Annotated in this window: 9 protein-coding genes and 1 pseudogene; 2 read left to right on the top strand and 8 right to left on the bottom strand. The window is 41.6% G+C overall.

Annotated features, from left to right (window positions below; all coding sequences use genetic code 11):
* Positions 1-483: 483 nt before the first annotated feature.
* Complete coding sequence (glnS, locus tag ACAY00_RS06350; protein WP_371378805.1) at positions 484-2,154, bottom strand: glutamine--tRNA ligase; 1,671 nt, start codon at positions 2,152-2,154, stop codon at positions 484-486.
* A 361-nt stretch (positions 2,155-2,515) separates the two neighbouring features.
* Here glnS and ACAY00_RS06345 point away from each other — a divergent pair, with 361 nt between their 5' ends.
* Entirely contained in the window at positions 2,516-3,094 is a 579-nt protein-coding gene (locus tag ACAY00_RS06345; RefSeq protein ID WP_371378802.1) for a hypothetical protein, read from the top strand.
* Positions 3,095-3,204: 110 nt separating this feature from the next.
* Positions 3,205-3,705 carry a lactoylglutathione lyase family protein gene (locus ACAY00_RS06340; protein ID WP_371378799.1) on the top strand — a complete coding sequence of 167 codons (501 nt, stop codon included), beginning with the start codon at positions 3,205-3,207 and terminating at the stop codon, positions 3,703-3,705.
* 120 nt (positions 3,706-3,825) lie between these two features.
* Here the strand turns inward: ACAY00_RS06340 and sucD are convergent, their stop codons facing one another.
* From sucD to sdhA, 7 genes and pseudogenes are all read right to left on the bottom strand, one after another.
* Entirely contained in the window at positions 3,826-4,701 is an 876-nt protein-coding gene (gene sucD / locus ACAY00_RS06335; RefSeq protein ID WP_371378796.1) for a succinate--CoA ligase subunit alpha, read from the bottom strand.
* On the bottom strand, positions 4,701-5,867 hold the full coding sequence (gene sucC / locus ACAY00_RS06330; protein ID WP_371378794.1) for an ADP-forming succinate--CoA ligase subunit beta: 1,167 nt from the start codon (positions 5,865-5,867) through the stop codon (positions 4,701-4,703). The genes sucD and sucC overlap by 1 nt, the downstream gene beginning before the upstream one ends.
* 446 nt (positions 5,868-6,313) lie before the next feature.
* Positions 6,314-7,450 carry a 2-oxoglutarate dehydrogenase complex dihydrolipoyllysine-residue succinyltransferase gene (gene odhB, locus ACAY00_RS06325; protein ID WP_409375231.1) on the bottom strand — a complete coding sequence of 379 codons (1,137 nt, stop codon included), beginning with the start codon at positions 7,448-7,450 and terminating at the stop codon, positions 6,314-6,316.
* A gap of 237 nt (positions 7,451-7,687) precedes the next feature.
* Positions 7,688-7,852 (bottom strand): annotated as a pseudogene (locus ACAY00_RS06320) (biotin/lipoyl-containing protein); the annotation flags it as partial.
* Between the two features lie 35 nt (positions 7,853-7,887).
* Positions 7,888-10,692: a 2-oxoglutarate dehydrogenase E1 component gene (locus tag ACAY00_RS06315; protein WP_371378791.1), complete on the bottom strand. Its 2,805-nt coding sequence runs from the start codon at positions 10,690-10,692 to the stop codon at positions 7,888-7,890.
* Between the two features lie 87 nt (positions 10,693-10,779).
* On the bottom strand, positions 10,780-11,490 hold the full coding sequence (locus tag ACAY00_RS06310) for a succinate dehydrogenase iron-sulfur subunit (RefSeq protein ID WP_371378788.1): 711 nt from the start codon (positions 11,488-11,490) through the stop codon (positions 10,780-10,782).
* 12 nt (positions 11,491-11,502) lie between these two features.
* Positions 11,503-13,212, bottom strand: a complete 1,710-nt coding sequence (sdhA, locus tag ACAY00_RS06305) for a succinate dehydrogenase flavoprotein subunit (RefSeq protein WP_371379596.1) — start codon at positions 13,210-13,212, stop codon at positions 11,503-11,505.
* Between the last annotated feature and the right edge of the window lie 35 nt (positions 13,213-13,247).

Raw genomic sequence — 13,247 nt, 5'->3', positions numbered from 1 at the left:
TCACATCTCTCATTATTAATATCGGTTTATACATCACAGTCATTGGCATAGTAGTTGGGAAGGTAGTTGTTATAAACCCATACTTTTTAATTGTGAGACTTTCTCTAAGCATTTTTTATACGTATTTTTGTCCGTCTGCTTAGTTCAAATAGACTAATACATTGTAACGTTAATGATATTTGTTAAAAATATCATTAACCATTGGTAAGTTTAGCTGAAAATATAATATTTTATAAGTAATTCAATAGCTAATAATCATCTTTTTATCATAATATGCATGCAACGAGTTTACCAGCGCTGAAAATCAAGCCAACAAGCTGTGTTTCATAACCCTGTTTTGACAGCAATTGCTAACGCGAAATCGCTTTAGCAGATAAATGAGTAAGATGACCGAATGAGTAGGCGAAGCGCCAAAAACTCAGATAAAAAAAAGCGATGCCTAAAACATCGCTCTTTTTATTAGTGCGGGTAGTTTAAACAAGTTTAAGCAGAGACTTTCGCCCATGTATCACGCAAGCCAACCGTACGGTTAAAGACTAAATGCTCTTTGCTACCATCCTTATTATCTAAACAGAAATAACCTTGACGTTCAAACTGGTACGCATGTTCTGCAACAGCATCAGCCAATGCAGGCTCAACCCGTGCGGTGTTAATCACGACTAATGAGTCTGGGTTTAATACTTCATGGAAATCTTCGGCTGCAGCTGGGTTTGGCACCGTAAATAAGCGATCGTACAAACGAATTTCGGCTGGTAAACTGTGCTCTGCACTCACCCAATGAATAACGCCTTTAGGTTTGGTGCCATCTTCAGGGTTCTTGCCAAGAGTATCCGGGTTATACGAACAATAAACCGTTGTCACCTTGCCGTTTTCATCCTTGTCACAACGCTCTGCGGTAATAATGTAAGCACCACGCAAGCGTACCGATTTACCCAGTACCAGACGTTTGTACTTTTTGTTTGCTTCTTCACGAAAATCTTCTGCTTCAATGTACAACTCACCACTAAAAGGCACTTCTCGTGTGCCCATGGCATCATCATTTGGATGGTTCTTCACTGTTAAAATTTCACGTTCACCGACAGGATAGTTTTCAATAACCACTTTAATGGGATCGAGTACGGCCATGGCACGCGGTGCATTTTCATTTAAATCTTCACGGATACACGCTTCAAGAACGCTCATTTCTACTGTATTATCCATTTTAGTGACACCAATTCGTTTGGCAAATTCACGAATAGAAGCAGGTGAAAAACCACGACGACGAAAACCAGCAATCGTTGGCATACGAGGGTCGTCCCAACCGTTCACCAGTTTTTCAGTGACCAAAGAGTTTAATTTACGTTTACTCATCACCGTATATTCTAGGTTTAAGCGCGAAAACTCGTACTGGTGTGGTTCTGATTCAATGCTGATATTTTGAATTACCCAATCGTATAAGCGACGATTGTCTTGGAACTCTAATGTACATAATGAGTGCGTGATATTTTCAATCGCATCCGAAATACAATGGGTAAAATCGTACATTGGGTAAATGCACCATTTGTCACCGGTTTGATGGTGATGAGCAAATTTAACTCGGTAAATTACCGGATCGCGCATACAAATGAAACTTGATGCCATATCAATTTTTGCGCGTAGAGAACATTCCCCTTCTTTAAACTCACCGTTTTTCATTTTCTCAAACAGTGCTAGGTTTTCTTCCACTGGCGTATCACGATATGGACTATTTTTTCCGGGTGCATTTAACGGTCCACGGTATTCTCGCATTTGCTCTGGGGTAAGAAAACACACATAGGCCAAGCCTTTGTTAATCAATTCCACTGCATAGCCGTAGAGTTGATCAAAATAATCAGAAGAATAACGTACATCTCCAGACCATTTGAAACCTAACCAACGCACATCTTCTTGAATAGAGTTGACATAGTCGATGTCTTCTTTCTCAGGGTTAGTGTCGTCAAAACGTAAGTTACACTGTCCGTTATAATCTTGAGCAATCCCAAAATTTAAACAAATAGATTTGGCGTGACCAATATGTAGATAACCATTAGGCTCTGGCGGGAAACGAGTTTGCACACTGGTGTGCTTGCCACTGGCCAGATCGGCGTCAATAATTTGACGAATAAAATTGCTAGGACGGTTTTCAACTTCCGACATCTAGAGAACCTCTGAAAAATTAAAAAATATAAAACTTAGGAAATACTGAATCTTGCATTATAGCAACAGTTAATCGCATCTAATAGTGCAATATTTAAATAAGTGTCACTCTCATAAACTTACCAATGTCTTTGCTCGGCATTTATTATTAGCCGTGACATCAAGCTATAAATATAGCGAATACCTTGACACTAGAATGAGCATAAATAAAAGTCCCCAACGAACAGTTGATCTTTTTAGCCAACCAAAGCGTTAGCTTTCATATAAACAATATAAACGAGTTTTATTTTGCCTGTTTAATCGACCTAAACTGTGCATACCCTAATCAGCTTATATCGGTCATGACCAACGCGAGCCTAAAATGAGTAATGACATACATCGTTTTGCAAACATCGACTTGAAATACATCGAAAACGACAAGCACATTTTCGCGTTAAATAACTTACCTTTAATCACCATATACGATGATAATTTCTTTGTCCGTAACGATTACGACATTTTATCCTTGGGCCAACGCCAATACCTCATTAATTTCTTTATCAAATATGGGTTTACGGTGAAATCAGGGAAATTATTACAATTAAATCAGACAAATTTACACTTCCCCACCCCTTCTCGGCTGTTAGCCGTCTCCACTTTTGCCCCGTGTTTGCTTAAAAAAAACAATACGGATTACTACTGTGTAACACCGACAACCTTTGCCGAATGTCTGTTTTATCGGATGGCTAAAAATGAATCAGAGCAAGGCTCGCAGGCGATCACAAATGGCATTGAAGCGTTAAAACAACTTATCAACACCTGCCCATTTAATATCGAGTACCTAAGAGACATAAGTTATCGCAATCCTATCGAGCAACTGACTATACAACATTACGCCATGTTAAAAGATTATCAACAGCAAGTCATAGCGCAAAAGTTTAAACGCAAAAAAGCCTTATAAGGTGATTTATGAATCCCCGACTATACTCTTTAGCATTATAGTTTTACCCGCGCTAAAACGGTTGAACATAATGTCCTGTTAGCTCATATATTTTAATTAAGGAATAGTCGATGATAAGCCCTTACCCACGAACGTTTTCTCACATTGGAATTTCAGTTCCAGATTTAGACGCTGCGGTGAAATTTTACACTGAAGTACTTGGTTGGTATTTGATCATGAAACCCACCACGATTGTCGAAGATGACAGCCCAATTGGTGAAATGTGTACCGATGTATTTGGTAAAGGATGGGGAAGCTTTAGGATTGCTCATACATCGACTGGCGATCGTATAGGTGTTGAGATTTTTCAGTTTGAAAATCAACAAAACCCAGCGGATAACTTTGAGTATTGGAAAACAGGAATTTTTCATTTTTGTGTACAAGATCCAAACCTTGAAGAGCTTGCTGCAAAAATTGAAGCTGCCGGTGGTAAAAGACGGATGAAAGAACCTCGGTATTATTACCCTGGCGAAAAGCCTTATCGAATGATTTATATGGAAGATCCGTTTGGAAATATTTTAGAAATATACAGCCACAGTTACGAACTTACCTACTCGGCTGGTGCGTATTAAGGTCGAGTGATTTGTCATTGAGTTTTTATTGCTAAAAAGATAAAAATTCTAGTAACAAAAAAGGTCGCATACGCGACCTTTTTAGATTCTACACGCTGTGCGGTGCAGCGTTAAAACAGATTATTTCCAACCTGTTTTTTCAGCTAATGCTTTACCGATGTCAGCTAGAGAACGAACGGTTTTAACACCCGCTGCTTCAAGTGCAGCAAATTTTTCATCGGCTGTACCTTTACCACCAGCAATAATCGCTCCGGCATGTCCCATACGCTTGCCAGCAGGTGCGGTCACACCTGCAATGTATGATACAACAGGCTTAGTCACGTTGGCTTTGATGTACTCCGCTGCTTCTTCTTCAGCCGTACCACCAATCTCACCTATCATCACAATTGCTTCGGTTTTTGGATCGTTTTCAAACATTTCCAAAACGTCAATGAAGTTCGTGCCTGGGATTGGGTCACCACCAATACCAACACATGTTGACTGACCAAAACCTGCGTCGGTCGTTTGTTTAACCGCTTCATACGTAAGGGTACCTGAACGTGAAACGATACCTACTTTACCTGGCTTGTGAATGTGACCTGGCATAATACCAATTTTACATTCACCTGGGGTAATAACACCTGGACAGTTAGGGCCGATCATACGAACACCCGTTTGCTCAAGTTTTACTTTCACATCAACCATATCTAAGGTTGGGATACCTTCGGTAATGGTTACGATAAGCTCGATGCCTGCATCAATAGCTTCAAGAATGGCGTCTTTACAAAATGGTGCTGGTACGTAAATAACGGTTGCTGTTGCACCCGTTGCTTCTACCGCTTCGCGCACGGTATTAAATACCGGTAGACCTAAGTGCTCTTGGCCACCTTTGCCAGGTGATACACCACCAACCATTTGCGTACCGTAAGCGATTGCTTGTTCCGAGTGGAAAGTACCTTGACCACCAGTGAAACCTTGACAGATTACTTTTGTATCTTTATTGATTAATACAGACATTATTTAGCCTCCGCAGCAGCAACAACTTTTTGTGCAGCATCAGTTAATGACTCGGCAGCGATGATGTTTACATCTGAACTTGCCAATACTTCACGACCCGCTTCCGCGTTTGTACCTTCTAGACGTACAACAACCGGTACGGTTACTCCAACTTCTTTAACAGCAGCAATAATACCTTCTGCGATCATGTCACAACGCACGATGCCACCGAAAATATTAACAAGAACCGCGTTTACATTGTCATCTGATAAAATGATCTTAAAGGCTTCTGCAACACGTTCTTTGGTTGCACCACCACCAACATCAAGGAAGTTTGCTGGCTTACCACCGTGCAAGTTAACGATGTCCATGGTACCCATCGCAAGGCCTGCACCGTTAACCATACAACCAACGTTCCCATCTAAAGCAACGTAGTTAAGTTCCCATTGAGCGGCATGAGCTTCACGCTCGTCTTCCTGTGAAGGATCGTGCATGGCACGAATCTTAGGTTGACGGTATAAAGCATTACCATCAACACCAATTTTGCCGTCAAGACAGTGTAAATTGCCTTGCTCAGTAATGACCAGTGGATTGATTTCTAATAACGCGAAGTCAAAGTCGTTGAACATGTTAGCAAGACCCATAAAGATCTTAACGAACTGCTTCATTTGAGTAGGGTTTAAACCCAGTTTGAAACCTAATTCACGTGCTTGGTATGGCTGAGGACCAACAAGTGGGTCAATTTCAGCTTTGTGAATTAGCTCTGGTGTTTCTTCAGCAACGGTTTCAATCTCTACGCCACCTTCTGTAGAAGCCATGAAAACCACTTTGCGGCTTGCACGGTCAACAACGGCACCAAGATATAACTCATTGGCAATATCAGTACAGCTTTCAACTAAAATTTTAGAAACTGGTTGACCATTTTCGTCTGTTTGATAGGTAACAAGATTCTTGCCTAACCAGTTTTGCGCAAATTCTTTAATTTCTTCTTTTGTTTTAACGAGTTTAACACCGCCAGCTTTGCCTCGACCACCAGCATGAACTTGTGTTTTAACTACCCACATATCACCGCCAATCTTATCGGCAGCTTCTGCAGCTTCTTGAGGTGTATCACATGCAAAACCTTCAGAAACTGGTAAACCATACTCTGCGAACAATTGTTTCGCTTGATACTCATGTAAATTCATGGCATTTCCCAACTACTTTTTTATTTTAAATTGGTGCTTATTTTCTTGCTTTAGCGTTAATTTTGAGCAAATCCAGTTGTGCACAAAACATAACAAAATTTGAACATTGGTTTGTAATAAAACAAGAATAAAAACACGACGGGTTTTTCGCTTGCACTATCAGTCATACAGCTATATTGCCAATTAGCACCAATAATGAAGCAGAATATTATTCTGGCGCAAATTATAACGACAAAACTGTGCATGTGTAAGCCTAATTAACCAAATAATTACGTTATTTTTGGCATTTATTGGCCATTTTTTCGCATTTGTTGAGAATTCAACCAATAGCCAACTTTTAAGCCTTTTGATGAAAATATTTGCGGGGATTTGGGACGAGAATGATATTGATTTTTAAGAACACAAAAGCCGCAATAGCGGCTTTTGTTAACTGAACATTTCGATTATTAGATATCTAACAACAATCTTGTTGGATCTTCCAATAGTTCTTTAATGGTCACAAGGAATCCTACTGATTCTTTACCATCAATCAAGCGATGATCGTATGAAAGCGCAAGATACATCATAGGTAAAATTTCAACTTTACCATTCACCGCCATAGGACGGTCTTGAATCTTGTGCATTCCTAAAATACCGGCTTGAGGCATGTTAAGAATTGGGGTTGAAATTAACGAGCCAAATACGCCACCGTTAGTAATGGTAAAGTTACCACCCTGCATTTCATCCATAGTCAACTTACCATCACGACCTTTGATTGCTAAATCGCGAATACCGTTTTCAATACCTGCCATGCTAAGTTTATCAGCATCACGAAGAACCGGTGTTACTAAACCTCGAGGGGTTGAAACCGCGATCGAAATATCAAAGAAATTATGATAAACAATATCGTCACCATCAATAGAAGCATTAACCGCTGGATAGCGTTTTAATGCTTCCGTTACCGCTTTAACATAGAACGACATAAAACCTAAACGAGAACCATGACGCTGTTCAAAAACATCTTTGTATTGAGCTCGTAAATCCATAATTGGTTTCATGTTCACTTCGTTAAACGTTGTTAACATGGCCGTTGAATTTTTCGCTTCCAATAAACGGTTAGCGATGGTTTTACGTAAACGGGTCATCGGCACACGTTTTTGATTGCGATCACCATGGGTCACATTCGGTGCAGAAGCAGGTGCTTTTGTCGTTTCTGTTGCTTTTGCATTAGAAGGTTTTTTGGCTTTCGCTAAATGTGCTTCAACGTCTTCTTTTGAAATACGACCGCCCTTGCCAGTGCCTTTAACGGCTGCTGGTGTTAAGCCTTTCTCCGTTAATAAACGACGTACAGAAGGTGATGCGATATCATCAGAGTTATCATCATTTTCATCTTGATCAGAAGAAGTAGACTCTGTTGCACTACCGGTTTTTAAATGACCAATAGTTTGCTCACCTAATACCGTATCGCCTTCATCATGAATAATTTTTTCAATGATACCATCGGCTTGTGCAACGACTTCTAAAACCACTTTGTCGGTTTCAATATCAACTAAATTTTGATCGCGAGTAACCGCTTCACCTTCGCTTACGTGCCAAGTGGCAATAGTTGCATCGGCAACCGACTCAGGTAATACGGGTACATTGATGTCAATGGTTGCAGTCGACGCTGTCGATGCTTTTGCCTCGTTACTTGCTGATGTAGTTTTAGTGCGCTCATCAGATTGAGATTGAGTTTCATTGCTATCATTTGAGCTCGCCTGCTCTTTACCAGCAGGCTCTAGGGTACCAATAACTTGTTCACCTAAAACAGTTGCGCCTTCGTCTTGGTCAATAGCGGCTATTACACCATCTTCTTGGGCTACAACTTCTAAAACCACTTTATCGGTCTCAATGTCGACTAAAACATCATCACGAGAAACTTTATCACCTACTTGAACATGCCAGTTTGCAACTGTAGCGTCTGCCACCGACTCAGGTAAAACTGGAACCTTGATTTCAGTTGTCATGTTTATTCCTTACTAAAATTCTTTTCTTCTTTGGCTTAATTATTATTTAGTGCATCTGCAACTAATGCTTGTTGTTCTTTTACATGCAATGACATATATCCACATGCCGGTGCGGCGGCTGCTTTACGACCTGCGTATCGCAAATTTGCCCCTTCTGGGATCACACTGCGAAAATGATGTTGACTACAGTACCATGCACCTTGGTTTTGTGGTTCTTCTTGGCACCAAACAAAGTCTTCAGCATGTTCATATCGAGCAATAATATCTTTGGTCTCTTGTTCTGGGAACGGATACAACTGTTCTATACGAATAATGGCAACGTCATCTTGTTCATTTTTACGACGCTGATCCAACAGTTCGTAATAAACCTTACCAGAACACATGATAACGCGTGTTACCTTATTCGGCTCGATGTCATCGATTTCGTCTATCACATTACGATACGTACCTTCCGCTAACTCTTCTAAAGAAGAAACCGCTAAAGGATGACGTAACAAAGACTTAGGTGACATTACTATAAGAGGTCTACGCATTGGGCGAACCACCTGACGTCGCAGCATGTTAAATACCTGCGCGGGTGTTGACGGTACACACACTTGCATATTGTGATCCGCACACAATTGTAAGAAGCGCTCTAAACGAGCAGATGAATGCTCAGGTCCCTGCCCTTCATAGCCATGTGGTAATAAAATGGTTAAGCCACATAAACGACCCCATTTTTGCTCACCTGACGATAAGAACTGGTCAAAAACAACTTGTGCCCCATTAGCAAAGTCACCAAATTGCGCTTCCCAAATGGTTAGGCCCTTAGGCTCTGCTGTTGCATAGCCATATTCAAAGGCTAAAACCGCAACCTCAGATAAAACGGAGTCGTAAATTTCAAATGGACCTTGACCTTCTGATACATGTTGCAACGGCATAAACAACGAAGCATCTTTTTGATTGTGCAAGACCGAGTGGCGGTGGAAGAAAGTACCACGCCCTGCATCTTGACCGGTAATGCGCACGCGCTCACCTCTATCAACAATACAGGCATACGCCATATTCTCAGCAAAGCCCCAATCCAAGAGCTTTTCACCTTTCGCCATTTTTTTACGATCATCGTAAATCTTCTTTACTCGAGACTGGAGTTTATGATCTTCAGGGAACGTGGTGATACTGTTGGCTAATCGCTTAAGCTTGTCGATTGAGATTTCATCATCGTATTCATCATCCCAGTCATGTCCAACATATGGGGTCCAGTCAACCGAATGCTCGGTCATTGGACGCCATTGTTCTACTGTGCACTGACCTTCATCAAGCAGTCTGCGATAGTATTCGACCAGCTCTTTTGTTTGATTCAACGTGATTGAACGTTCTTGATCTAGCGTTTCTGCATAAATTTGACGTGGCGTTGGATGCTTCTTAATTTTTTGGTACATCAATGGCTGAGTCGCATTAGGCTCATCCGCTTCGTTGTGTCCATGACGACGATAACAGACTAAATCAATGACCACGTCGCGTTTGAATTTATTGCGATAATCAAGAGCAACTTGGGTCGCTAAGATAACCGCTTCCGGATCGTCACCATTGACATGGAATATTGGTGCCTGCACCATTTTAGCGATATCGGTACAATATTCTGTTGAACGAGTATCTTCTTGTTTCGAGGTTGTAAAACCAACTTGGTTGTTCACCACAATGCGAATGGTACCACCGACTTTATAAGCCGCGGTTTGCGACATATTAAAGGTTTCTTGTACCACACCTTGACCGGCGATAGCGGAGTCACCATGAATGGTAATAGGCAATACTAAGTCGCCTGTTTTACAATCACGACGATCTAAACGGGCACGAACAGAACCCATAACAACCGGGTTAACAATTTCAAGATGCGATGGGTTAAAGGCTAAAGCGACATGAACATTACCACCAGGGGTGACAAAATCAGATGAATAACCCTGGTGATATTTCACATCACCCGAGCCAATATGGTCAACTTTGCCAGCAAATTCATCAAAAAGTTTGGTTGGGTTTTTACCCATGACATTCACTAACACATTTAATCGACCGCGATGAGCCATACCAAGAACCACTTCCTTGGTTCCGTGCTCACCTGCACGGGTAATTAATTGTTTTAGCATAGGGACTAAGCTGTCACCACCTTCAAGAGAGAAACGCTTAGCTCCTGGGTATTTCGCTCCTAGGTATTTTTCTAAGCCGTCAGCGGCAATTAACCCTTTAAGGATTTCGGTTTTTTCAGCAATGTTAAATTTTGCTTGCGATTGCACCGATTCTAAACGTTGCTGAATCCAACGTTTTTCTGTGGTTGAGGTAATGTGCATGTATTCAGCACCAATTGAACCACAGTAGGTTTTATTTAGGGTATTGTAGATATCACCCAACTTCATCGACTCTTGCCCAACGGCTAAAGACCCGACGTTAAATTCTTTATCAAATTCAGATTTTGAAAGGTCGTGATGGGCTAAGTCTAAATCACGTACTCGTGAGCGGTCCCATAGACCTAAGGGATCTAGACGAGCATTTTGGTGTCCTCTAAATCGATATGAATTGATTAATTGAAGAACTCGAACTTGTTTCGCATCTGCTTCAGATGAGGTATTAATAACCGTTTTTGCGCCTTCTTTGGCTAACTGACGAAATTCTTCACGTACAACCGAGTGGTTGGTGTCTACGTCTACCCCATCTACTTTAGGTAGTTCGTCAAAAACCTTGCGCCATTCATCGGATACAGAGTGCGCGTTTTCAAGATACGATTCGTATAATTCTTCTATGTATTCAGCATTATTGCCGCTGAAATGGGAAGACTCTAACCAAGCCTTCATTGCACCTTCTGGCATTGCCTGTTCCTAATTTTCTAGATTAAAGCAACTTTATTTAATGGTTTAGAAATAAAGCCAGAATCGCAAGACTCTGGCTTCATTTTGTTAAACCGCTCTTTGTAACAACATGGACTTGATAGAACCTATGGCCTTCGTTGGGTTTAACCCTTTAGGACATACATCTACACAGTTCATAATGCCATGACAACGGAATACGCTATACGCATCTTGTAAGTCGTCTAAGCGTTCATCGGTTGCCGTATCACGGCTATCGATTAAGAATCGGTAAGCATGCAATAGACCGGCTGGACCAATAAACTTATCTGGATTCCACCAAAAAGATGGGCAAGAGGTAGAACAACAAGCACATAAAATACACTCATATAGCCCGTCAAGCTTATCACGCTCTTCAATGCTTTGTAGGTGTTCACGAGCTGGTGGGTTTTGACCATCATTAATTAAGTATGGCTTGATTTTTTCATATTGATTGTAGAATTGCGTCATATCAATAATTAAATCACGAACCACAGGTAAGCCTGGTAGTGGACGCAGTACAATCACTTTCTGTTTCAAGTCTGATAATGGCGTTATACACGCTAAGCCATTCTTACCATTCATGTTTAAGCCATCGCTACCACACACACCTTCACGACATGAACGGCGAAATGCTAAAGTAGGATCTTGCTCTTTTAACAGAATAAGGGCGTCAAGTACCATCATATCTGAGCCTTCAGGGACTTCCAGCTCATATTCTTTCATATAAGGTTTCGTATCAACATCAGGGTTGTAACGATAGATTGAAAACTTCTGCTTCATTATTTCAACTCCTTAGTAAGTACGAACTTTTGGTGGGAAAGCTTCACGATGAACTGGGGTCATATTGACGTCACGCTTAGACATTTCTTCAGTGTCAGGTGAGTAAATGGTATGACATAACCAGTTTTGATCGTCACGGTCTTGGAAATCTTCACGCGCATGCGCACCACGAGATTCGGTACGGAAGTTTGCCGCTTTAGCAGAACAGTACGCTGTTTCCATCAAGTTATCTAATTCTAGACACTCAATACGTTGAGTATTAAATTCAGATGATTTGTCATCAAGACGGGCGTGTTGTAAACGCTCACGAATGGTCTCTAGCTCTTTCATTCCTTCAGCCATCGCATTACCTTCTCTAAATACCGAGAAGTTCATTTGCATACACTGTTGTAAGTCCTTTCTGATTTGAACAGGATCTTCACCCTTTTCAGAGTTCTCCCAACGGTTGAAACGAGCAAGTGCAGCGTCGATGTTGTCTTGTCCCGCGTCACGTGCGTTTTGCGTATCTGCTAGGTATTTACCTAAGAAATTACCCGCTGCACGGCCAAATACAACTAAGTCAAGTAATGAGTTACCCCCTAGGCGGTTCGCACCGTGTACAGAAACACAGGCAATTTCACCAACGGCAAACAGACCTTCAACCACATTCTCATTGCCATTTTTATCAATTTGAATTGCTTGACCATTAACATTACAAGGAACACCACCCATTTGGTAGTGACAGGTTGGAATAACTGGAATAGGCTCTTGTGCAGGATCAACGTGAGCAAACGTTTTAGATAAATCACAAACGCCTGGTAAGCGTTGATTCAATGTCTCTCGACCTAAATGGTCTAATTTTAACTTAATGTGTGGACCCCAAGGACCGTCACAACCACGACCTTCACGGATTTCGGTCATCATCGAACGCGCAACAACGTCACGACCTGCAAGATCTTTGGCATTTGGCGCGTAACGCTCCATAAAGCGCTCACCATCTTTATTTAACAGGTAACCACCTTCACCACGACAACCTTCGGTCACAAGGACACCGGCACCGGCGATTCCCGTTGGGTGGAACTGCCACATTTCCATGTCTTGCATTTGTACGCCAGCTCGAAGTGACATACCAACACCATCACCCGTGTTTATGTGGGCGTTGGTTGTTGAAGCAAAAATTCGACCTGCACCACCTGTTGCTAATACGGTTGCACGCGCTTTAAAATACACAACTTCGCCAGTTTCAATGTCAATAGCCGTACAGCCAACAACCGAACCGTCGTCATTTTTAACCAAGTCTAAGGCATACCATTCAGAGAAAACGTTGGTTTTATTTTTAACGTTTTGTTGGTACAAACAGTGTAACAAAGCGTGTCCGGTACGATCCGCCGCTGCCGCGGTTCGCGCGGCCTGCTCACCACCGAAATTCTTTGACTGACCACCAAAAGGACGTTGGTAAACTTTACCGTTTTCAAAACGTGAAAATGGTAAGCCCATATTTTCAAGCTCGATGATCGCTTCAGGGCCGGTTTTACACATGTATTCAATCGCGTCTTGATCACCGATAAAGTCAGAACCTTTAACGGTGTCATACATATGATGTTCCCAATGGTCATCATGTGCATTACCTAACGCAACAGTGATACCACCTTGCGCTGATACCGTATGAGAACGAGTTGGAAAAACTTTTGAAATTAGGGCACAAGATTGGCCCGATTCAGAGATTGCTAAAGCCGCACGCATACCCGCGCCGCCAGCACCAATTACAATCGCGTCAA

Origin of the sequence: Thalassotalea sp. 273M-4, from assembly GCF_041410465.1 — a bacterium.
GTDB classification, from domain to species: Bacteria; Pseudomonadota; Gammaproteobacteria; order Enterobacterales; family Alteromonadaceae; genus Thalassotalea_A; species Thalassotalea_A aquiviva.
This window is presented reverse-complemented; position numbering and strand designations above follow the sequence as displayed.

Bases quoted from the DNA above. Each gene is read 5' to 3' on its own strand.
- glnS (WP_371378805.1), bottom strand. From the start codon at position 2,154: ATGTCGGAAGTTGAAAACCGTCCTAGCAATTTTATTCGTCAAATTATT.
- ACAY00_RS06345 (WP_371378802.1), top strand. From the start codon at position 2,516: ATGAGTAATGACATACATCGTTTTGCAAACATCGACTTGAAATACATC.
- ACAY00_RS06340 (WP_371378799.1), top strand. From the start codon at position 3,205: ATGATAAGCCCTTACCCACGAACGTTTTCTCACATTGGAATTTCAGTT.
- sucD (WP_371378796.1), bottom strand. From the start codon at position 4,701: ATGTCTGTATTAATCAATAAAGATACAAAAGTAATCTGTCAAGGTTTC.
- sucC (WP_371378794.1), bottom strand. From the start codon at position 5,867: ATGAATTTACATGAGTATCAAGCGAAACAATTGTTCGCAGAGTATGGT.
- ACAY00_RS06315 (WP_371378791.1), bottom strand. From the start codon at position 10,692: ATGCCAGAAGGTGCAATGAAGGCTTGGTTAGAGTCTTCCCATTTCAGC.
- ACAY00_RS06310 (WP_371378788.1), bottom strand. From the start codon at position 11,490: ATGAAGCAGAAGTTTTCAATCTATCGTTACAACCCTGATGTTGATACG.
- sdhA (WP_371379596.1), bottom strand. From the start codon at position 13,212: ATGCGTGCGGCTTTAGCAATCTCTGAATCGGGCCAATCTTGTGCCCTA.